At 37.4% G+C, this 20,664-nt stretch carries 23 protein-coding genes; 1 reads left to right on the top strand and 22 read right to left on the bottom strand.

What is annotated here, in order from left to right:
- Nucleotides 1–29: 29 nt before the first annotated feature.
- From FA727_RS13360 to sda, 21 genes are all read right to left on the bottom strand, one after another.
- Nucleotides 30–1,073 (bottom strand): glycosyltransferase, encoded by a 1,044-nt coding sequence (locus FA727_RS13360; RefSeq protein WP_281280897.1) that lies wholly within the window; start codon nucleotides 1,071–1,073, stop codon nucleotides 30–32.
- A gap of 82 nt (nucleotides 1,074–1,155) precedes the next feature.
- A complete protein-coding gene (locus FA727_RS13355) occupies nucleotides 1,156–3,084 on the bottom strand; it encodes a glycosyltransferase (protein ID WP_136831557.1) in 1,929 nt (642 codons plus the stop codon).
- 88 nt (nucleotides 3,085–3,172) lie between these two features.
- Nucleotides 3,173–3,988 carry a flagellin Hag gene (gene hag / locus FA727_RS13350; RefSeq protein ID WP_136831555.1) on the bottom strand — a complete coding sequence of 272 codons (816 nt, stop codon included), beginning with the start codon at nucleotides 3,986–3,988 and terminating at the stop codon, nucleotides 3,173–3,175.
- A 214-nt stretch (nucleotides 3,989–4,202) separates the two neighbouring features.
- Nucleotides 4,203–4,427, bottom strand: a complete 225-nt coding sequence (csrA, locus tag FA727_RS13345) for a carbon storage regulator CsrA (protein WP_136831553.1) — start codon at nucleotides 4,425–4,427, stop codon at nucleotides 4,203–4,205.
- Nucleotides 4,428–4,431: 4 nt separating this feature from the next.
- Complete coding sequence (fliW, locus tag FA727_RS13340; RefSeq protein ID WP_136831551.1) at nucleotides 4,432–4,872, bottom strand: flagellar assembly protein FliW; 441 nt, start codon at nucleotides 4,870–4,872, stop codon at nucleotides 4,432–4,434.
- A 38-nt stretch (nucleotides 4,873–4,910) separates the two neighbouring features.
- Nucleotides 4,911–5,474, bottom strand: a complete 564-nt coding sequence (locus tag FA727_RS13335; protein ID WP_136831549.1) for a DUF6470 family protein — start codon at nucleotides 5,472–5,474, stop codon at nucleotides 4,911–4,913.
- Nucleotides 5,475–5,528: 54 nt separating this feature from the next.
- A complete protein-coding gene (gene flgL, locus FA727_RS13330; protein WP_136831547.1) occupies nucleotides 5,529–6,413 on the bottom strand; it encodes a flagellar hook-associated protein FlgL in 885 nt (294 codons plus the stop codon).
- Between the two features lie 15 nt (nucleotides 6,414–6,428).
- Complete coding sequence (flgK, locus tag FA727_RS13325; RefSeq protein ID WP_136831545.1) at nucleotides 6,429–8,063, bottom strand: flagellar hook-associated protein FlgK; 1,635 nt, start codon at nucleotides 8,061–8,063, stop codon at nucleotides 6,429–6,431.
- A 20-nt stretch (nucleotides 8,064–8,083) separates the two neighbouring features.
- Entirely contained in the window at nucleotides 8,084–8,551 is a 468-nt protein-coding gene (locus FA727_RS13320) for a flagellar protein FlgN (RefSeq protein ID WP_136831542.1), read from the bottom strand.
- Nucleotides 8,552–8,645: 94 nt separating this feature from the next.
- Nucleotides 8,646–9,083 carry a YaaR family protein gene (locus tag FA727_RS13315; RefSeq protein WP_136831540.1) on the bottom strand — a complete coding sequence of 146 codons (438 nt, stop codon included), beginning with the start codon at nucleotides 9,081–9,083 and terminating at the stop codon, nucleotides 8,646–8,648.
- 112 nt (nucleotides 9,084–9,195) lie between these two features.
- Nucleotides 9,196–10,071, bottom strand: coding sequence for a flagellin Hag (gene hag, locus FA727_RS13310; protein ID WP_136831538.1), 876 nt, complete (start codon nucleotides 10,069–10,071; stop codon nucleotides 9,196–9,198).
- Between the two features lie 3 nt (nucleotides 10,072–10,074).
- Nucleotides 10,075–10,527 (bottom strand): flagellar export chaperone FliS, encoded by a 453-nt coding sequence (locus tag FA727_RS13305; protein WP_136831536.1) that lies wholly within the window; start codon nucleotides 10,525–10,527, stop codon nucleotides 10,075–10,077.
- Nucleotides 10,528–10,584: 57 nt separating this feature from the next.
- Nucleotides 10,585–10,881 carry an EscU/YscU/HrcU family type III secretion system export apparatus switch protein gene (locus FA727_RS13300; protein WP_136831534.1) on the bottom strand — a complete coding sequence of 99 codons (297 nt, stop codon included), beginning with the start codon at nucleotides 10,879–10,881 and terminating at the stop codon, nucleotides 10,585–10,587.
- Nucleotides 10,878–13,160 carry a hypothetical protein gene (locus tag FA727_RS13295; protein ID WP_136831532.1) on the bottom strand — a complete coding sequence of 761 codons (2,283 nt, stop codon included), beginning with the start codon at nucleotides 13,158–13,160 and terminating at the stop codon, nucleotides 10,878–10,880. The genes FA727_RS13300 and FA727_RS13295 overlap by 4 nt, the downstream gene beginning before the upstream one ends.
- Before the next feature lie 64 nt (nucleotides 13,161–13,224).
- Nucleotides 13,225–13,491: a flagellar biosynthesis anti-sigma factor FlgM gene (flgM, locus tag FA727_RS13290; protein WP_136831530.1), complete on the bottom strand. Its 267-nt coding sequence runs from the start codon at nucleotides 13,489–13,491 to the stop codon at nucleotides 13,225–13,227.
- Nucleotides 13,492–13,610: 119 nt separating this feature from the next.
- Complete coding sequence (locus FA727_RS13285; protein WP_136831528.1) at nucleotides 13,611–14,027, bottom strand: TIGR03826 family flagellar region protein; 417 nt, start codon at nucleotides 14,025–14,027, stop codon at nucleotides 13,611–13,613.
- A 408-nt stretch (nucleotides 14,028–14,435) separates the two neighbouring features.
- A complete protein-coding gene (locus FA727_RS13280; protein WP_246041875.1) occupies nucleotides 14,436–15,143 on the bottom strand; it encodes a ComFC family protein in 708 nt (235 codons plus the stop codon).
- Entirely contained in the window at nucleotides 15,130–16,626 is a 1,497-nt protein-coding gene (locus FA727_RS13275) for an ATP-dependent helicase ComFA (protein ID WP_136831525.1), read from the bottom strand. Before FA727_RS13275 ends, FA727_RS13280 begins: the two co-directional genes overlap by 14 nt.
- Before the next feature lie 173 nt (nucleotides 16,627–16,799).
- A complete protein-coding gene (locus tag FA727_RS13270; protein ID WP_136831523.1) occupies nucleotides 16,800–17,639 on the bottom strand; it encodes a DegV family protein in 840 nt (279 codons plus the stop codon).
- Between the two features lie 486 nt (nucleotides 17,640–18,125).
- A complete protein-coding gene (locus FA727_RS13260) occupies nucleotides 18,126–18,398 on the bottom strand; it encodes a nuclease-related domain-containing protein (protein WP_158318862.1) in 273 nt (90 codons plus the stop codon).
- Between the two features lie 43 nt (nucleotides 18,399–18,441).
- Nucleotides 18,442–18,576 carry a sporulation histidine kinase inhibitor Sda gene (gene sda, locus FA727_RS13255; protein WP_136831519.1) on the bottom strand — a complete coding sequence of 45 codons (135 nt, stop codon included), beginning with the start codon at nucleotides 18,574–18,576 and terminating at the stop codon, nucleotides 18,442–18,444.
- Between the two features lie 192 nt (nucleotides 18,577–18,768).
- Between sda and FA727_RS13250 the strand changes: the two genes are divergently transcribed.
- Nucleotides 18,769–19,908 (top strand): acyltransferase family protein, encoded by a 1,140-nt coding sequence (locus FA727_RS13250; RefSeq protein ID WP_136831517.1) that lies wholly within the window; start codon nucleotides 18,769–18,771, stop codon nucleotides 19,906–19,908.
- 63 nt (nucleotides 19,909–19,971) lie between these two features.
- On the opposite strand, the gene FA727_RS13245 is transcribed toward FA727_RS13250, so the two are convergent.
- The gene (locus FA727_RS13245) at nucleotides 19,972–20,658 is read right to left on the bottom strand and encodes a response regulator (RefSeq protein WP_136831515.1); all 687 of its coding nucleotides are present in this window, start codon (nucleotides 20,656–20,658) and stop codon (nucleotides 19,972–19,974) included.
- Nucleotides 20,659–20,664: the final 6 nt, after the last annotated feature.

Raw genomic sequence — 20,664 nt, 5'->3', positions numbered from 1 at the left:
AATTGATAGTTGTGATTAATAATGAGGTATCAAATAAACAATTTTTCTAAACGCTTTTCTGCTAAACAATATCCGTACTTAGAAGATAATTGATAATAATAAAGTGCTTTCTCTACATTACTAGTCACCTCATAATACACACCGAGATTATATGCTGGTAGGAATGTACTAGAACCTTGTAAATATTCTATATGGGTTTGGTTATTTAAACGTAAACATGTTAAAAAGCTATCCTCAATTTTTTGAATGTAATTTACAGCTTTATCAGAAAATACTAAACAATAATCTAAGTAATAGAGCCCTTTTGCAAAATGGAAATCAGAAACATTAATTAAAATCTCGTCATTTTGCATAATTACTTCTAATACCTCTTCTTTTCCACATTCTTTACCACAATTGATTACCTCTACAACTAATTCTTCATAATAGGGAGCGTTCTTAGGAACTAAATCATATGATTTTCTTAGAAGTTGAAAAGCTCTTTCATATTGCTTCTCAATTCTTAGTACTTTCCCAAGTTGAAAAAGATAATATGGATCTGTAGGGTTTTGCATAACTTCATTTAGTAATATTGGGATATTTCTTTTGCTTTTATTAGTTTCAAAATAACCACTATGATTAACCATTAAATCTAACTTAACTCTAGGTTTATTACTATCCAATTGTTCATGAATTGCTCCAATAAATCTAGTTTCTCTTGGAAAGAATCTTGAGACATACTCTTTAGCCTGATATATTTGATTTTCTTTTTTAAAATCACTACAGATTAATATTCGGCCAATCTTATTCTGAGACATGACTGATTCTAACTCAACTCTAGTTCCAGAGGTAATGTATTCATCACTATCTAATACTAATATATAGTCGCCAGTCGTCTGTTCAATCGCATAATTTCGTGCTTTAGAAAAATCATCACACCAGTTGAAATCATATAATAAAACGTTTGAGTATTTTTTAATGACAGAAATAGTTTGATCAGTTGAACCGGTATCTACTATTACCATTTCATCCACTATTCCTTGTACACTTTCTAGACATTTGTTGATCGTTGTTTCTGCATTTTTCACGATCATTGCTAAAGAAATTTTCAAAAAAAAACCTACTTTCGTAAAACTTTTCAACTAGTGCGACAATAGGGCCATTCAGAAAATAGTCTTATCCTAATAACTTAAAATTCTCTAAATAAAAGCTATCTCTAAATATATTCTTTGCTTTTTCTAACGTGGTAACCAACAAATTATAATTTTCTGCATTTTCCAATATATATATATAAAATCTAAAATCATTTTCAAAAATCATCATTGCATACTTTGCAAATTCAATTGCATTGGGTTTATTATTCGTTTCCATTAAACTGTTAATAATGTTGATAAAATCTTGCTCCGTAAAGTGATTCCAATCTCCTTTATCATAAAGTTGTAATGCTTCGACCTTATAACCATGTGAAAATAGTAAGGCGGCTATTTTAGAAATCACATTTTTCTCCGCATTTTGAATATTTGATAATATTACATCACATAAGGAGGATTTCTTATAACTCAATAAGGTTTGCAAAGAAAATAGTAGTAACTCTTCATCAATATTTCCATCAGGAGCTTCTCCACTCAATAAATTCATTAATGACTGAAAACTCTTATTTTTCTCAAATGGCGCTAAAAAGCTTGGCAATTTCTCATCTTCACTCTTAAGTTCTCTTAACAAGTAAAAATCTATAATATTAATCCAGTTTGCTTCATTTAAACTTTTTATTACTTCGTTTTGTAAAATCTCACTAAAATCTTCAGTATATCCCTCATGTTTGATTAATTGTTTCTTCAGTAAAGCAACTTTAGATAAGAGCTTATTCTCTTCATGGAATCTATCTAGCAAGCAACTTGCTAAAGAAGGATTTCCTACCTCAAAACAGGCTCTTACATAGCTTTTTACATTTTTATTGTTAACCAACTCTTTTGAAATTAAGAATCCGGAAATCTCTTCAACCGTATGAAATTTATTTAAGATAAATACAACTTTCTTTATACCCACTTCATGATACTTATTAATATTTAGCACACTCGTAAAGTGGTAAATTGCCCCATTATAATCTTCTTGATGAAGAAAAATTTCCCCTAGTCTTATATGAGGTCTTTGATTTTTTAAATCTGGTCTAAGGATAATATGACTATATTTATCTTCATTATTAATGATTTGGAGGAACATCCGTTTCGCATCTTCCAATTGACCTCTTAGGAAAAATATTTCTCCTTTTAAATATGAGAACTCAGGTGAAGTACTGTACATATTTTCAGCATCTTTAATGACGTTTAGCGCATCATTGTATCTCTTTAAATTCATTAAACAAATAATGATCTGAACTAATGTAGTTGAAACCCAAGAAAGTCGGAAATCTGCTTTCATCTTATAAGCTTTTAAATACGATTCTAAAGCATTTTCATAATCACCTATAGAACAATATTCATTCCCATAATTAAAATAGTCAAATGCCTTATTACCTCCATTACTCATTTCACGATCTAGGAGTTCCTTATTACGTTCACTTTTGCCTTTCTCATAGACAGTTTGATTTAAGTAACCTGAATGAAAAATTAATAGGCTTGAGTTTTTATTTTTCAACGGTTTTCCTTTATTATTCTTAAACTGTTCATGAATATTCCGATAGTAACTTATATCCCCATTATTTTTATAAATCCGATCATGAAAGTTCTGAACTAAATTCTCTCCAAACTTCCCAGCAAAATTTAAAATTTTGGCTGAATAAGCATCAAAATGTGCATCATCTTCTATTAATTCTTGAATAAAGTCTTTAAAATTCTCTTCATCGATGTACTCATCAGCATCTAATGCTATGATCCATTCTCCTGTAGCTTTTGATGCTGCGTAATTACGAGCTGCTGAAAAATCATTATTCCACTCAAAGTCATATATATTAGATGTATATTTTGCCACAATTTCTTTTGTATGATCTGTTGAACCTGTATCCACAATAATAATTTCATCTATTAAATGCGCAACTGAAGATAGACAACGCTCTATTACTTTTTCTTCATTTTTGACAATCATGCATAATGATAAGAAAGGTTTCATGATTTGCTCCTCCTTTTAGTAGTAAACCTAATAAAAATATCGTGCTTTAAAATAAAAGCACGATATTTCTTTAAACCTACTACTATTATTAACGAAGTAGTTGTAGTACACCTTGAGGCTGTTGGTTAGCTTGAGCAAGCATTGCTTGAGCAGCTTGGGAAAGAATAGAGTTTTTAGTTTGTGCCATCATTTCTTTCGCCATATCAACATCACGTACGCGAGATTCAGCCGCTGTTAAATTCTCTTGTGAAGCACCTAAGTTATTAATTGTATGTTCTAGACGGTTTTGGACAGCACAAAGTTTAGAACGTTGCTTAGATACCAATTCAATCGCAGCATCAATAGTGCTAATTGATGAACTTGCTGCAAGGTTTGTTCCAACAGAAACTGCAGTTGAACTTAAAGATAATCCAGTTGTACCCATATCAGAGATGCCAACATTAATAATTTGACCTTCGTTTGCTCCAATTTGGAACGTTCCAGAGAAACTTCCACCTAAAAGATTTTGAGTGTTGAATTCTGTGTTGTCAGCAATTCTATCAATCTCAGACATTAATTGGTTCAACTCATCTTGTATTGCAGTACGGTCAGCTGTTACGTTTGTATCGTTACCACCTTGTACTGCTAATTCGCGCATACGTTGAAGAATTGCGTGAGTTTCATTTAACGCACCTTCAGCAGTTTGAATTAAAGAAATTCCATCTTGCGCATTTTTCCCAGCCATTTCTAATCCACGAATTTGGCCACGCATTTTTTCAGAGATTGCTAAACCTGCAGCATCATCTCCAGCACGGTTAATACGTAAACCTGAAGATAATTTTTCCATTGATTTACTCATTGCGTTGTTTGCAGCACCAAACTGACGATGTGTATTAAGAGCTGCGATATTGTGGTTAATTCTCATTTTAAATTTCCTCCTTGAATTTTGTGTTCACGTCCTTGTGAACAATTAGTTTTATTGAGAAAGAACTCAGGTCGGCCGCCCTGTCCCCTCTCACATTATTAATATCGACAAAGTTTTTAATTGTTTAATATTTTTTTGAAGAAATTTTTCGGTTATTGTAAGAAAATTTTCCCATGAGTAAAGTTGCGAAAAAAAGAACTCCTCAATCGGAGTCCTATTGTTGTGCATTATTCAATATCGACATCACATTTAAAGTCCCTTTAGATGCATCTTCATTTTCTTTTTGAATTTCTAAAAAGATTTCTTTGCGGTGAATTTCGACATTTTTAGGGGCATTAATCCCTAGTTTAATTTGGTCGCCTTTCACAGAAATCACCGTGAGCTCGATATCGTTCCCAATTTGAATCGATTCACCTGTTTTTCTTGTTAAAACTAGCATTGAATCACCCCTTTTCCACTTTTTCTGGAAGGATGAAGTGCTTTGTCTTATAGTTACCCTCGTTTAGGATCAACTGTTTTGCTTTTTGATTCTTCGTATTCATAATTAAAGGCGCCTGCAGATTTGCCGTTGTTTTTTCAAAAGGATCTTGAATTGTTAAAATCGTATAGACCGTAGCATCTGTTTCTTGCTCTAGTCCCAATTGTTCAATCGTCGCATCATCAATTTCAAAGCTATAGTCTTTAAAGAATACGAATGGATTCGCAACTACAAAGCCTAGGGCTGCTGTTTGCACAGACTGGAGGATCGCATAAACATTATTATCTGGAAGTGGAAGTATCGCATATTGATTCTCTTCGGGAAATCCTGGAATCCCTGCTTCAAAAGTCCAAATATCTTGTTCCGTTATTTCTACATTACCTTGGTATTTTGTTTCAATATTCATCAGTCACATTCCTTTTCAAGAATTCTATACTTCTGACATTACACTTCTATATTAACAAAATCAATTTCCAAATCAGGATGTTGCCTCATCGATGTATGTACTTCCCCGGCTTTGTAATCAATGATTGGTTTCTGAGCAACCGTGTTATTAATAACTTTCTTCGCCTCAGCATATATATTTAGCTTTCCAGGCTGATAGTTCATTTTCACGCTAAAAGGAGGCGGTATGAATCCAATATTATATCCATAATCAAGAATCTGACTATTTCGTTCACCTTGACTAGCAATCGGATTTCCTCCATATTCGATTTGCATTAATTCATCGCCTTCGGACGCCCTCCTTGCCATTCCACTTAAAACAGCATCGTTGCCCTTAGCAGCATTTTCCTCAACTCGACGAAAAATATGCTTAATATCCATCGATTCCCATGCCACTGTTTGATCAATTGTTAAATACCCCGGAGTAGTTTCCATCAACATTTCTGCTTTCGGTTGTTCCAAACTGACAATCGCTTGTGGTTGCTCAACCGATTGCTGGGCAGTAGTTGTAGACATTTCGATTCTCGCATGGGTGGATTCGATTCGAATTTGTGGAATTTGCATTCTACTCACCTCTTCCTATAGAAAAAGCTATCTAATTTAGATAGCTTTTTTATCTTATCTTAAAAAGTCCATTAAAGTAGGTTGAATTACACGAGAACCGACAGAAAGGGCTGCTCTATGCACACTTTCTTGCGCTAACATCTCTGTTACAACCTTTTCAAAGTCGATGTCCTCATTTTCAGACATCATTTTTTTGGAGATAACCTCTTGCTCATCGATGCGTGATTCCATTAATTCTACACGGTTTGCACGTGCACCTAGATTTGCTCGGGCATCTGTTATGTTTGTCAGATGACCTTCAATTTTATCAAGGAATGGACTTAAGGTATCCCCATTCGATATTGGATCGCCTAATGAATTGATTAAACCTTCTATGTCACTAAACATTTCATCCGAAAAAGCGTCCTGAGGATTCACATTGACAGAAATAAAGACACCCTTTGATAATTCGAATTGAACCGGATTGCTATTGCCCGAAACCGTAATTGGTGAAACATCTACATCGACAGGCTTACTAAGTGTATCCGTACCATTAAAAATATACTTATCTCCCATTTTTGTATTCGCAATTTCTCCTAAATGTTCTTTCAACTGAGCAATCTCTTCACTGATAGAGACACGTTGTCCCTCATCGTAAGTGTCGTTACTCGCCTGAACGACTAGCTCACGAATTCTTTGTAAAGCCTGTCCTGCTTTATCGAGTGAAGCATCGGAGTTATCCATCCAGTTGTAGGCTTCAGAAAAGTTTCTTTTATACTGCTCGACCTCTTGTAAATTACGACGGTAGGTGATCCCTTTCATCGCAATGACAGGATCATCGGAAGGACGTGTAATTTTCTTTTGGCTAGAAATCCGATCTTGGTACTTCGCCATCGTCTCATAACTATTCGTTAAGTTTGAAAGCATATTACCAGAAAGCATTGATTGTGTCACACGCATCAGTTATTCACCATCCTATCTACCAACGGTACCCATGCCGTTGATTACTTTATCAAGCATTTCATCTATCACGGTAATTTGTCTAGCAGCTGCACTGTATGCATGCTGGTATTGAATTAAATTTGTCATTTCTTCGTCAAGAGACACAGAGCTCACCGATTGACGATTGTTTTCCACAGAATCTCTTAAAATCGTACTATTGTTTGTTAATCGATTTGCTTGCATCGCATCAACTCCAAGCTGACCGATAACACCTTCATAGAAGAAATTCAATGTACCTGTATTAATGATACTGAAATCTTTTAGATTAATGGTTTCTGTTAGACCTTCAAGCTTTTGATTTTCATTTGTAAGTAGCATGTTTGCAATGTTTGCTAGATTAAGAGCATTCTTACCATCACCAGCTTCGACTCCACCGCTAGCATTTAGTTTCGTCGACACAGCGATATCGCTTGGGTTTAAATCTCCCATCGTAATCGCTTGAGCCGCACCTTTATACGAGTTCTTATCAGCAAAATTTACCGTTGAACCAGCTGTCACGGTGAAAAATTGATCGGAACCTTGCTCTCCACTTAAACTATAGCCCTTCGAATGAATCTCATTAAATAGACTCGCAAAAGAGAAAGCATATTTATCGAGATTATCTAGCATCTCAGGGTACTTCCCTTTAACCCCATTCGAAGTTTCATAGCCATAAGACTCGATTAGACCTTTTATCTTCCCTGAAGGAAAAACCACTTCATCAGACCCATTTACAAAAGCAATGGAGCCTTTAACTTGTTTTCCATCAGAACTAAAAACAGTCAAATTACTAATCGCGCCAGGTATGTCATAAGAGAGCCCATTTTCCCCTTCAAATCCTAGCTGAACAAAACCAGTTGTATCTACTAAGTTAACATCCGTTCCATTTAACTTAATGATGTATTGCCCTTCAGCCATTTCTTGTGGCTTTCCACCTGACTGAACCTTCTCTACTTTTATATCTAAATGATGCGATAATTGGTCGACTAACGCATCACGTTGATCATATAAATCATTTGGTAAATAACCATGTGGCTCTACATCGCCAATTTGTTTATTCAATTCAGCAATTTGTTTTAAAATCGAGTTAATTTCTTTTAAATTCACACTAACTTCATTGCCGATATCATTTTTAATCGTTGTTAAAGATTCACTTAAGAAATGGAAGGTATCCGCAACAGCTTGACCACGCTCTAGTGTTACTTGACGAGTTCCTTCATTTTCAGGATAAGTAGCGAGATCCTGTAGCGACTGCCAAAATTCACCCATAACCGAAGATAATCCGTTTTCCGTCGGTTCATTCATAATGTCTTCCATCTTGCTTAAAGAGCTTGCCTTTGATTCCCAATAGCCAAGCTTATTTTGCTCATTGCGATATTGGACATCTAAGAAAGATTCGCGAATTCGTTCGATTGAACCTGCCTTTACTCCTGTTCCTAATTGTCCAGGGATCATTGGAGCATTCATACCAGCAGCCGGATAAGCTTCTGTTTGAACGAAATTTACCCTTTGACGTGTATACCCAGGAGTATTGGCATTCGCGATATTATGACTCGTTACATATAGGGCATTTTGTTGTGTGAACATGCCACGCTTGGCAGTTTCCAATCCATGAAACGTTGAAACCATGTGTATACCTCCATTTCCCCTTAAGCCTTCGAATCAAAAATTGATAAGTTCGGCATATCTTCTTCCTCATCCTTCGAATAGTTCGCAGGATTGTTCGGAACTAGTAAATCTAAATTTAATGAAACTACTTGTAGTGATTGTTCAAGTAATTGTTGGTTAAGGTCATTCACCGTCTTCAATTCCAACAATTGTTGTGTTAATCCTTCTTGAAGAGCTTCGAGGTCTTCTTTCTCGTTTCCTGTAAAAAGTGCTAGGCACTCCTGAAGCGTGGCTTCTTTTTTACCAGGAAGAAGTTCCTGCATGAGCTTCACGCGCTCTTTTTCAACCATTTGAATGGCACTTATATGTGATTGTTCATTTTTCATTAAGTTATTTAAGGCTTCTAGGTCTCCCTTTTTTAAAACCTCTGTTTTTTCTACCGCAATTTGATAGAGGCTTTTATGAAGCTTTAACAGTTTATCTAGTATTTTAAATAACGGTTGAGCCATATAGCCCCCACCCTTTCTTGTCAAAAAATAAAATCAGTATATTCTACTGATTTTATTTGTCCTATTCATTATATCGGCCAGTCGACAAAATTCTTTAAGTATAAATATTAATTAAAAGTCCCTTAATTTCTCCAACCATGTTGAGAATGTCGAGACCACTCTTTTCTTTTTGTAAAACTGCATTCGTTAAATCAATGAGTTTGCTGTCGACTTCTTTAACGATTTTGTAGACCTTCGTGCGACCACGACGATTAAAGCCTCTTTGCTCCTCGAGCTTCAATCCATTATTAACAGCATCTTCCATAAATTCTTTGACCATTTTCTTGTACTTTTTCAAATCTTCAACCGTTCTAGATTCAGCCAGTACTTTTCCTTGGTCTTCGATATCTTGCATCATTTTTGTCATTTTCTCATGAAGAAGATCTTCACGCTTTTTCCCCATCACTTCTGTAAAAGAAACGGAGGCACTCGCGATTTCTTCCTTCTTTTCAACACGATTCATTCGCGTCTTGGAAACTCTATTTATTTCCATCTCATTCACCACCTAGAGGTCATAAATTTATTTTATATTAAATAGGTTTTTTCACAAAATAACTACACCAAAAAAGAGGAGAAGCCGACATGACTCACTCCTCTTGAATAAATTATTTCAATAGTTGTAGAATTCCTTGCGGTAACTGGTTTGCTTGTGCAAGCATTGCTTGTCCCGCTTGGTTTAGAATATTGTTTCGAGTAAAGTCTGTCATCGCTTCTGCCATATCTAAGTCGCGAATACGAGATTCAGCTGATGTTAGGTTTTCATTGGCCGTTTGGAGATTGTTTGTTGTGTGCTCTAGACGGTTTTGAAGAGCACCTAGCTTGCTTCGCTCTGAAGAAACAAGTTTAATTGCATTATCAAAAACATCAATAGCTGCACTCGCGTCTGCTTCCGACATAACGCTAACACCTTTATCAGCATCAGTACCTGGAACATTTGCTGTTCCATCTGTTTTACGACCAATCCCTAAAGTAGCTGCATCCATAACCCCAATACTAACTGCTAAAGTCTCCGAACTATTCGCCCCAATTTGGAAGTTCAACGCTAAATCTTCTGTTCCTGCAGCAGTACCACTAAACAACTTCTTCTGGTTAAATTGAGTTGTATCAGCAATACGGTCAATTTCCTTTGTTAACTGATCGATTTCATCTTGAATCGATTGTCTATCTGTATCTTCCAAAGTTCCATTACTTGCTTGAACAGATAATTCTCTCATTCTTTGTAGAATGCTGTGGACTTCGTTCAGGGCACCTTCACCAGTTTGAATAAGTGAAATCGCATCAAGTGTATTTCTTTCTGCCATATCTAAACCACGAATTTGTGAACGCATTTTTTCCGAAATCGCTAGACCAGCAGCATCATCAGAAGCCTTGTTGATTCTTAGACCAGATGAAAGCTTCTCTAAGCTTTTCGAAGTGCTGTTCATCGTTTGTGATAGATTACGGTATGCATTCAATGCTTGAATATTATGATTGATTCTCATTCCTTATTTCCCCTCTTCCACTAAAGTTTGTTCGCGTTCAAGTACCATGACATTTTGTTCATAAGCTGTTGCTTTTCTGCGAATCTGCATTTGCTTTTGATCCGGTTTATTTTTCATCGCTTCATTCCAGGCACTTGCTAATCTTTCCGCAATCGTTACAACACCTTGAAGAACAGCGATATCCTTCTTCTTATTCCCGTCAATAATTTGTTCAGCCATATAGTTATAGAGCGCATCGAGCTGGTCGGCGATAATGCCTGCTTCATAATTCAAGCCAGCCCCCAGTCGGTATAAAATGTCATTGACCTTTTGTAGCTTTATATTTGCATCTATATATTGATTGTCTTTTATATCTTCAATTGAGCCATTCAGTTGGTCAATCAGAACCTCATATAATAACGAGGTGATTTCTTGTGAATTTTTTTGATAGATAAATTCTTCCGTTAAGAATTCCACAAATACGGCCCCCTGGATTTCGTTCTCAATTCATTTATCGACAAAATTTTCGAAAGCTTAATAGCTTTTTTCCATTTCTTCGATCATGAGAAGAATCTCAGCCATCACTGAATACAGTTGTGGCGGGATATTATCCCCTAAATCTATATCTAATAAATTCTGTACAAGACTTGAATCCTCTTCCATTTGTACATTATGTTGTTTCGCCATTTCAATAATTTTCGCAGCCAATTGTCCACGACCTTGAGCCACAACTTGCGGAGCCTTATCAGCCTGCTCATTAAAACGGATCACGGCTGCAGAAGGACCATTAATTTGTTTACGGTTTTTTTGATTAAAGTACTGTGTATTCATACCGAAAAATCGTATCCTCTCCCGTTATTCTGAACAATCGCAGGATTTGGAGCTTGCTTCTTCACTTGCTCTGCTCCTTTTTCCTCTGAAAAACGCGTAAATTGAATCGAGCCGATATTGTAACCAATCTCCTCCAAACTTTCCTTCGCCTTAAGAGCAATTGGTTCAATCTTCTCTTTGAAATCCGCTTTATCGTTTTTAAGTGTCACAGACAATGTCCGCTCCACTGCTGACAGAGTGATTCCAACATCGCCAAGCTTTTTCGTTTCAAGGAGAAAATAAAGACTACAGTTTTCCCAATCCACTTTTTCTTGCTCATTTTTCGCATTCACGAAAACTTTCACTTGCTCCGCTTGGTTTTGTAGTAAAAACGGAATCGTAAACATCATGCTTTGTAGAGATGATGAATCAGTTTTACTCAAAAGCTGCTGGCCAGTTATTTGCGTTAAAGCTTGCTCTGCTTTTTGCGCCATAGCCTGGTCTTGGTTTGACTGAACAAGCTTGAGCAAAGCATTTTTCATGGAACTGTTCGCTTCCTCTTGCCCCTTTGAGACCAAGAAATGAGCTTGATCCGCTTCATAAGTTACACCGATATTCCGTAAGTGCTCAAACATTTGTCTACCAGTTGCCACATCGCGAACTGCCTGCATTGAAGATTCAAATTGCGCAAGCTGTTGTGTAGGAGCCGGCTGCTCCATCTGTAGGAATTGTTTTGAGACAAAATGCTGCATACGTGTATCGGAAGGCTTGAAAATAAGCTTTTCGATGCTATTTTTAACATCCTGCACAATTTTCGAAGCTTGCACCTGATCGCCTTTTTCTAAAAGACTCTTCGCTTCAGCCAATTGCGAGCTCGCCTTCAGCACCTTTTTCTCCGTTGCCATATCGGTGTAGAGCATCATATCGCCTTTTAAAATAGATTGGTCAAGCTGCTTAATCGTTGCTTCTAATAATGGCTTCGCTTGGGAAGCTGCAAGGGGTTTCTGTTGTTGAAGCAAACTCTCCACTGTCTGGAGATTGCGCGTGATGTCCCTTTTAACCTGCTTAAAATCAATCGCCATTTGCGAAAGTTTTTCAGTTATTTTTGTAACGATGAAATCCTTTGACTGAACCGGTAATGATGCCACAAAATCATCATTGAGTTGATACATATCCTGCTGCATACGTACCTCTGATGAGCTGTCAGACTTCAATTGCTCCAGTGCTCCCATCACTTCTTGCCTTGCTGCCAATTCTCGCCCTGCCTCAGCAAGTCTTCGAGCGTTGGATAGAGTAGCTTCCGGTACGTTTTCTTCAAGCATAGCAAAAACTTTTTGCATATCAGGCTCTTTTTTCAACATCTTGATAAGATTATCTACGTTGGAATCTGTATTCACTTCAGGTTCCAACGCTTTTAAAAGAGTTGTTTTCGCAACCGTTTCAAGCTTAAGAGCATCCTCTAAGCCAGCAATGCCTTCTTTTGATAAAAGGTTAACCATCTCCTGGATGCTTTCTCCTTTTTGTAAAAGCTCCGTTAGTGTGGCTTCATTTCCAACCGCCGCCACTAATTTCTGTCTTGCTGCAACGTTCAACTGTTCTGCCTGTGCCACTAACCTTTGGACATTTTCAGGTAGTGAAGCTGATTTAGACAGTTGAATCGCTTTTTGGATATCTCCTGCTTGCAGGGCTGTTCTAATTCTTGCCTCCACAGAAGAAGAATCCTTTAATATTTTTGCTGGTACTTTTCGATTGCGTTCTGGAACAATCTCATTTAATAAATCGCTGATTTTCCCCTTACCATGGAGCGCTTCATGGACAGATTTGATTTGTACTGGAGTAAACTCTAATCCTTTTTTCGCCATGGCTGAAATTGTTTCGAGTTTCTGGTCCATCGTGCCTTCTCCATTTTCAAGAAAAGACGCGATTTGAGTGACTGTACCTTTTGATACAGGAATATTATTTTTCGCCAAAATATCAATGGCTTGCTTTAGGCCTGCCTTCGTATCTTGATTAATGGTTAATCCGTCTAATACAGAAGTAGGTTTTGATGGTGTTTGAATTTGTTTTACAGTTGGAATGGATTCGTTTGTATTGGTCACTTCGATGGAGATTCTGCCATTGGAAGGGACAGCTCCTTGGAACTTAACCTTCACCTCTTGACCCTTCATTTGCAGTATGGCTTCGTTATTCGGGAGCTTTTCCTTAACGGTAGCTTGCATAACGTCGCCTTGTTTTAATGTTAGAGGCAGACTTTCATTAGGAATGGATGTTGCGATGGTTGTTTGATTGTTGACCTGCATACCTTTTCACGCTCCAGCATTAATGTTCTTAGAAAAGAAAAAATCAATACCCAGACGTATTGATTTATTTCTTGTAAAATTGGAGAATTCCATTTGCAATATCGACAGAATTTGGTTTGTACGTTCCATTTTCAACTTGAATTTTCAGTTCATCTACTTTTTGCTGACGTTCAACTTCAACAGAATTGATGTTTTGAAGCCCTTTTGCAATGGAAGAGATTTCGACCTTATCCAATTTTGTGCTAGCAGTGGCCCCGACTTGTTCAAGCTTGTTCATCTGGCGCTTATAAGGATTAATGCCCGATGGACCTATATTGTTGTTAATCTTCATGATTATCCCTCACTTTCTACCGAACATATCACTCTTACCCTTATTATCGTCAAAAGTAAGGAATTCTTTAATGTATTTTTTAAAAAAATCCGCATGCAATTTAGCATACGGATTTTTCATTAACTGCGATATTTATTATTTGCTGCAAAATAGGTTGCCTTTTTATCAATTTCGCGTCTACGTTCTTCTTCAATTGAGAAGCGATCGAGTTCTTTTTTCAATGTATCTGCACAAGGCTCACATAACTTACCTTTTTGAATGGTTGTCCCACATTTTTCACACGGATATCCTAAATTCGGAAATGAAGCCACTTTTAGGCGTCCAGATTTGATGAATTTAAGAATTAATTCTTCCTCTACACCTGTTCCCTCTACTACTTGTTCGATGGTAGCAGTCCGATTTTCACGTTGGCGAATAAATTTGTATACTGTTTCAAAAGATGCTTCTTCTTCCTTCCAGCACTTTTGGCACAAATCACGGTGGTTATTTCTAACGAATAGCTCTCCGCAATTCGGACAGTTTGATAGCTCTTCCATGATTCAAAATCCCCTCTCCACGAGACATTACTATTTTGATTATAACGTTTGGATGTGGAGAAGAATATGAAAAAATTAAGACAATTGTTGGTAATAGTCAAATAGTCGGATGCTTTTCCCATTTGCTATCAACTTGTTAGCATTATTCTAGCAAATTGCTAGCAAGTTGATAGCATTCTGATAGCACTTTGCTATCACTCAGATAGCACGTGCTAGCATTAAGATTCAGGCGTCTTTCCCCTCTTTTATTCTAATCTGTCATGAACGGATTTTTTGAACAAGCCGGTGCCAAAATACTAACTCCACAGAACTCTATTGACTGATAACCTCTTTTAAAACAACTGCTAGCAAGTGCTAGCAATGTGCTAGCGTAGTGATAGCAATTTGATAGCGACTTGCTATCAAGTGCTAGCTTCTTGCAATCGTTAAAGAGGATACCGATTTTGCCCCGGCATGCATCAATATTTTTGCCGCATGTCTTAAAGTTGAACCCGTTGTGTAAATATCGTCGATAAGAAGGATAGCTTTGTCAGCAACGTCCCTCCCCTCTTTAAGCCGGAAGACCTGCGGAATGTGTATACGATCATAACGGGATTTTTTCGATTGTTTTTCACTATGGGTTCGTTCGAGGAGATGAGTAGGAGAATGACCAGCTTCAACAATGAGCGCCTCTGATTGATTAAAGCCTCGTTCGAATTGACGTTCAGCGCTTAAAGGGATAGGGACAAAAAGAGTGTCAGATATAAGCTTCTGCTGGATGTTGGTTGAAAAAATCTTTGCCAAGATATAATCACCGCGAAATTTGTATTGGCTAATAATTTCTTTTAAAAAGGTATTGTACTCATAGAGTGACTCATTTTTAAGTAAATATCCCTTCCATTCTTCGTCCTCCTCCCAACGGACACAATCGAGACAGCGACTATTAATTACAAATTGTGGTTCTAATTTTTCGAGGGGTCGGTTGCAGATATTACAAGTATCGCCTTCAATTTTGATTAGTTGTGCTTCACAAGTTGGGCAAAGATATGTTGCCGTTTTAACTTTGAAAAAGCTCGACCAATTTGTATTTGAGGTAATTTCCTCATGACAAAACAAACAATATTCACTCAACGTCAATCAATCCTTTCTGTAAAGCCTCTTTATTCATGTTTTGAATTTCCTTTCTCGCTTTCAGCATCGACTCCGTTAATCCATAGTGAAAAAAGGTAATATCTCCGTTTGGAAATTGCGCACTCCGTCCAACCCTTCCAGAGATTTGGACAAGAGCGCTTTCTGTAAAAATGCGATCATCTGAGCCAAGGACAGCCACATCTAAATTAGGAAACGTCACTCCTCTTTCTAAAATGGTCGTGGTTATAAGTAGTGGAATTTCTTTATTTCGCAAAGCTTTTACCTTTTCTTTGCGATTCGGATCTTCTGCATGGACCGCTTCAATATCTGGATGGAGTTTTTGAAGGATCGGAAGAATTTTCGGGATTAACTCGATTTTTGGGATGAAAAAGAGAGCATGTTTACCTGTGTCAATTCGATGTTTCAACCATTTCATCACATTGGCTGGGAGTGTACCTTTCGTTAATGCTTTATTCCAGTTTCCACACCAAACAAACTCCGGGGCTGGAAGTGGATGACGATGGTAACGAGCAGGAATCGTAACAAACTCTCTTTTACCTTGGCGACATTCCTTTTGCCATTGTTCGTTCGGAGTAGCCGTTAAATAAATGAGTGAAGAATTATCTTTTCGAGCCTGCTTAACCGCAAACTGTAAAGCTTCATCAACAGAGTATGGAAAAGCATCGACCTCATCGAGAATGATCGTATCAAAGGCTTTGTAAAAACGGAGGAGCTGATGGGTCGTAGCAATCGTGAGTGGGGAATATTTTTGTCGGTCTTCTGAACCACCGTAAAAGGAAGCAACTTCAATGGTTGGAAATACTGCTTGCAAGCGTGGAGTTAGTTCGAGGACAACATCGGTGCGGGGAGTTGCAACGCAGACTCGTTTTTGTTCGGAAAGTGCATGGTGTATTCCTTCAAACAAGACTTCGGTTTTTCCAGCTCCGCAAACAGCCCAAACTAATAGCTCTTTGTTCGCCTTGATAAATTCGATAACTTGATTGGATGCGTGTTGTTGTCCCGAAGATAAAGTGCCTGTCCAATCTAATGTCGCATCGGTATGTTGCAAGTCGTTCTCATCACCCCAGCCATATAACGGCGTACACGTACTTACTCTTCCCATCATGATGCATTTTCGACAATAGGTACAGATTTCCCTGCATCTAGAACAAGGAAAAGTCGCAAACAAACTTTGGTCCTCATTTCCACAGCGCTCGCATTGAGGTCTATTCTTATTAAGCGTGATTCCTTTCCGCATAGTAATATAGCCATTTTCATAGTGTGATTGGATATCTTCAAGGGAGTAGGGGATTTCATCGATAAGTAGCTGTTTTCCGAGGAGCAACTTTTGGAGCTCACGATTGAATGAGAAGTTCGGATTCGTTGGAGGTTGGGGAATTTCGGCTAAAGAGGTAATGGCTTGAGTAATCTCAGGTGTTGTAAGCAGTGCTTCAGTTACTAATTTTTCACGGAGTACGGCAAAATTCATTTTGGGGACACCTCTTTTAATGTTTTTTTAGTCGCGGGGATGAGACAATTCTAACATTTATTAATGTAGTAATCGGACAATTTTCGAGTGTATCGCGAAGTTTCAGAGACAGGGGGCTAAATTTATCAAAAAACGTCACCCAACCCAAAGCTGAATGACGTTCTAAGATGTTATTATTTTTTCACCCAGCCGAGGCCCATTGCACCTTCACCAAGATGACTCGCAATGACTGGTCCGAAGTAACTAATCGTGAATTCAACGTTTGGTAGCTTTGCTTCCAACTCTTTTTCCCATTCCTGTGCTTCTTCTTCACGCTTCCCTTGGAAAATAACCGCTTTGTAGGCCACTCCGCTCGAAGCATCTTCTTCAAGCATATCCGCAATACGCTTCATTGCTTTTTTGCGCGTACGAATTTTTTCAAACGGGACGATAACTTTATCTACAAAGTGTAGCAAAGGTTTGACTTGTAGCATACTTCCAATGATCGCTTGCGCGCTAGATAGACGACCGCCGCGCTGCAAATGGGATAAATCATCAACCATAAAATAAGCTCGCATCGATTTTTTCATTTCATCTAAACGTGCAATGATTTCCTCAGGCCCCTTGCCAGCACTAGCCAACTCAGCTGCTTCAATCGCATAAAGTCCCTGCATCATACAGCTGATTTCAGAATCATACGCATATACTTCGATACCGTCCACAAGATTCCCTGCTGTAATCGCGCCTTGATAAGTACCGCTAATTCCGCTTGATAGATGAATGCTAATGACCGCATCAAAATCCTTGGCTAGTTTTTCAAATAGAGTAACAAACTCTCCCGTGGTTGGTTGAGAAGTTGTTGGTAGCCCTTTCGTTTTAATCTCTTCATAGAATTCATCCGCATGTAAATCAATTTCTTCTCTATAAGTTTCGTTCCCGAAAATAACACTTAAGGGAATCATATGGATTTTTAATTTATCTCGCAATTCCTTCGGGATGTACGCCGTACTATCCGTGACAACTGCCGTTTTCATATATGTACCATCCTTTATATCTACTAAATTTTTGCAAGAGTTGCTTATACTATATGTTTAGTATCCATTTTATATGAAAATTTTCGAAAATGCATTAGTTTAGACGTGCTTCTTATTCTCTATAAATCGGCAGCTAGGAAAATTGCTACACCCTAGAAATTCCTTTTCTAGTAACTAATGATCCTCCACATTTGGGACAAATATTAGCTTTGATCTGCAGCTTTTTTTGTTTTTGATCATGGCGGATTGTTCTGATATGTTCAGTTTTCGCTCCTTTTTCAGTTACGATATTTTTAAGAATCAGGTCTTTCAACTTCCCCAGATCTTCCTGCAGAATAACTTGTTCCTGATACTGGTAAATAACCTTCAGTAATCGAGAATCATATGTCACGTGCACACGTTCCGAGTTAATCTGAATTTTTTTCAAAGTCGCCTTTGGATTAAAAGCAATAATTGAAATAAACTGCTGTGTACCAACAATCTGTTCTAACGCTTTGATATGCCCATAGTTTTAAAAAATCGGTTTATAAAGCTTTTCTTTTCGATTAAAAATCCATAGATTGAAAGAATGAGATGATCGATTTGAGTAGTTTTTCCATCACGGGAAGGCAATAGAATATCGTGGAGTACAATGTGGTTTGTACTGGTGTCAAATTTTTTCAGTGGAAAGCGAACCCTTCCTTCACCGATAAAGCCCTTAAAGCGTGGATTTTGAAATATAAACGCAGTAATGATTAGCAATAAAAATAAATAGACCAAAGAAATATTACCCCCTTTGCCAATTCATGCTCTTCCATAATCCTTAACCTACCTTGACTCCCCTTCTTTCTAACTCATTTTTTAGCAACCGAATGAATCCTTCGTCTACTTTTTTCTCAACTGCTAAGTTCAATAAATCTACTATGTGGTGATCCGCTAAGGTAATTAAAGAAGTCATTTACAAATCATCCTTTAGTATCGGTTCTTTTATCCTATTAAATCATTTTCAAACAGACATGTAAATACTTGCCATTTATTTTCATCATTTGTTCATTTTTAAACTTTTTTATTTTGAATATTCTAAAAATATGTTTATTATAATCTATTTATAGTATCTTATAATCAATAGTCTTAATTAGGAGGTAACAGATTGACAAGATACGAAGAAATAGATACTCTACGAGGTTTGGCAGCTCTAACAGTCCTGCTTAGTCACTTTATGGTGGTATTTGACTTCAATACTCATAACACCTATGCCATGGGATTCGCCACGAACTGGTACAAGTATTCACCACTCCATATTGTCTGGGCCGGCCATGAAGCCGTGCTGTTTTTCTTCATTCTAAGTGGATTTGTTCTGACTTTACCCTTTATGAAAAATCATTCCTTTTCTTACCGTGGGTATCTCGTAAAACGTTTTTTCCGGATCTACATCGCTTGCATAGTGTCCATATTCGCTGCATTGATTCTAAAATGGAGCGTCGTTCAAAACATGCGAACCGTTGATAGCGCTTGGATGAATACAATGTGGGATGAAGATTTTTCGATAAGTACTATCATCAATCACTTTTTGTTAGTTGGGGCTCACTCTGGTGAAATTAGTCCGGTAATTTGGTCGCTCGTCTATGAGATGAGAATCTCGATAATTTTTCCGGTCGTCGTCTATTTTGTTCTTAAATACGATTGGAAAAAGCTCTTATTGTTTGCACTACTCTTGTCCGCCTTCTGCTGTATACTATCAGCCATGTTCTCCAACAACACACTCAACAATCTCTTACTAACTGGTCATTATACGTCAATTTTCATAGTAGGTTCCATACTAGCAAAGCATCATTTAACCATTATCGAAAAAATGAGATCAATTAAGAGATGGCAAAAATATGTACTGCTCATCATCGGCGTGCTGGTTTACACATGTAATTGGCTCATAGATCCAGATTCATTCGTCCACAATATTTTAATTGTAGACTGGACTGCCACAATAGGGGCAAGCATTTTCATGATGTTAAGTTTATCCTCATCTGCACTTTCCAAGCTTTTAAAATCAAAGATCCCTTCTTTTTTCGGAAAAATATCCTATAGTCTGTATCTATACCATTTAACTATTTTGATGTTCTTTATTAAATTTGACACAGGACTTCCTATTGCATTGACTTTGCCGCTCACCTTTATCGTGTCCATCTTCGTCGCTACTGTTTCCTATCAATTTGTTGAAATTCCATCTATGAGAGCAGGAAAAATAATTGCGAATCGATTAAAAGAAAAACTGAGCGTATCAAAATCAGCATAATGCATAAAAGCACCCCATTCATCACTGAATGGGGTGCTTTATAATCTCGCTTTATAATCTCTCTTATTTCACTTCTACCCAGCCATTTTTAATTGCTACTACAACAGCCTGAGTACGGTCGTTTACATTCATTTTTTGAAGAATGTTACTTACGTGGTTTTTAACGGTTTTTTCACTAATAAATAGTGCTTCACCAATACCACGATTACTTTTTCCGTCTGCCAATAATTGAAGAACTTCACACTCACGACGAGTTAATAGGTGAAGAGGACGTCTAATTTCAACTTGCTGAACATAACCGTCGCTACCTCCAACTTCCTCTACCGCCAAGCGACGATATTCTCTTACAAGATTATGGGTAACCTTCGGATGTAGGTAAGAACCGCCATCCGCTACAACTTTAACCGCTTCGATTAAAGCATCAGCATCCATTTCTTTTAATAAATAGCCAGTAGCTCCAGTTTTAAGAGCATGCTGCACATAATTCTCATCATCATGAATCGATAAAATAATCACCTTTGATTCAGGAAACTTTTCGATTAATTGACGAGTTGCTTCCACACCGTTCACTGTTGGCATGTTAATATCCATAATCACAACATCCGGATTGTACTGCTCCACTAAATTAACTGCCTCTGAGCCGTCGTCACCTTCAGCTACAACCTCAAACGAGGATTCAAAATCTAGTATTCTTTTAACGCCTTCTCTAAATAATTGGTGGTCATCTATAATAACAATTTTCGTTGTCATTTGATT

The sequence above is a fragment of the Robertmurraya kyonggiensis genome, from assembly GCF_005116465.1.
In the GTDB taxonomy this organism is placed as follows: Bacteria; Bacillota; Bacilli; order Bacillales; family Cytobacillaceae; genus Robertmurraya; species Robertmurraya kyonggiensis.
The sequence above is the reverse complement of the archived record's forward strand: the minus strand, read 5'-3'. Positions and strand labels throughout refer to the sequence as shown.

Excerpts from the sequence above, each read along its gene's own strand:
- FA727_RS13360 (WP_281280897.1), bottom strand. The coding sequence starts at position 1,073 with ATGATCGTGAAAAATGCAGAAACAACGATCAACAAATGTCTAGAAAGT.
- FA727_RS13355 (WP_136831557.1), bottom strand. The coding sequence starts at position 3,084 with ATGAAACCTTTCTTATCATTATGCATGATTGTCAAAAATGAAGAAAAA.
- hag (WP_136831555.1), bottom strand. The coding sequence starts at position 3,988 with ATGAGAATTAACCACAATATCGCAGCTCTTAATACACATCGTCAGTTT.
- csrA (WP_136831553.1), bottom strand. The coding sequence starts at position 4,427 with ATGCTAGTTTTAACAAGAAAAACAGGTGAATCGATTCAAATTGGGAAC.
- fliW (WP_136831551.1), bottom strand. The coding sequence starts at position 4,872 with ATGAATATTGAAACAAAATACCAAGGTAATGTAGAAATAACGGAACAA.
- FA727_RS13335 (WP_136831549.1), bottom strand. The coding sequence starts at position 5,474 with ATGCAAATTCCACAAATTCGAATCGAATCCACCCATGCGAGAATCGAA.
- flgL (WP_136831547.1), bottom strand. The coding sequence starts at position 6,413 with ATGCGTGTGACACAATCAATGCTTTCTGGTAATATGCTTTCAAACTTA.
- flgK (WP_136831545.1), bottom strand. The coding sequence starts at position 8,063 with ATGGTTTCAACGTTTCATGGATTGGAAACTGCCAAGCGTGGCATGTTC.
- FA727_RS13320 (WP_136831542.1), bottom strand. The coding sequence starts at position 8,551 with ATGGCTCAACCGTTATTTAAAATACTAGATAAACTGTTAAAGCTTCAT.
- FA727_RS13315 (WP_136831540.1), bottom strand. The coding sequence starts at position 9,083 with ATGGAAATAAATAGAGTTTCCAAGACGCGAATGAATCGTGTTGAAAAG.
- hag (WP_136831538.1), bottom strand. The coding sequence starts at position 10,071 with ATGAGAATCAATCATAATATTCAAGCATTGAATGCATACCGTAATCTA.
- FA727_RS13300 (WP_136831534.1), bottom strand. The coding sequence starts at position 10,881 with ATGAATACACAGTACTTTAATCAAAAAAACCGTAAACAAATTAATGGT.
- FA727_RS13295 (WP_136831532.1), bottom strand. The coding sequence starts at position 13,160 with ATGCAGGTCAACAATCAAACAACCATCGCAACATCCATTCCTAATGAA.
- flgM (WP_136831530.1), bottom strand. The coding sequence starts at position 13,491 with ATGAAGATTAACAACAATATAGGTCCATCGGGCATTAATCCTTATAAG.
- FA727_RS13285 (WP_136831528.1), bottom strand. The coding sequence starts at position 14,027 with ATGGAAGAGCTATCAAACTGTCCGAATTGCGGAGAGCTATTCGTTAGA.
- FA727_RS13275 (WP_136831525.1), bottom strand. The coding sequence starts at position 16,626 with ATGAATTTTGCCGTACTCCGTGAAAAATTAGTAACTGAAGCACTGCTT.
- FA727_RS13270 (WP_136831523.1), bottom strand. The coding sequence starts at position 17,639 with ATGAAAACGGCAGTTGTCACGGATAGTACGGCGTACATCCCGAAGGAA.
- sda (WP_136831519.1), bottom strand. The coding sequence starts at position 18,576 with ATGACTTCTTTAATTACCTTAGCGGATCACCACATAGTAGATTTATTG.
- FA727_RS13245 (WP_136831515.1), bottom strand. The coding sequence starts at position 20,658 with ATGACAACGAAAATTGTTATTATAGATGACCACCAATTATTTAGAGAA.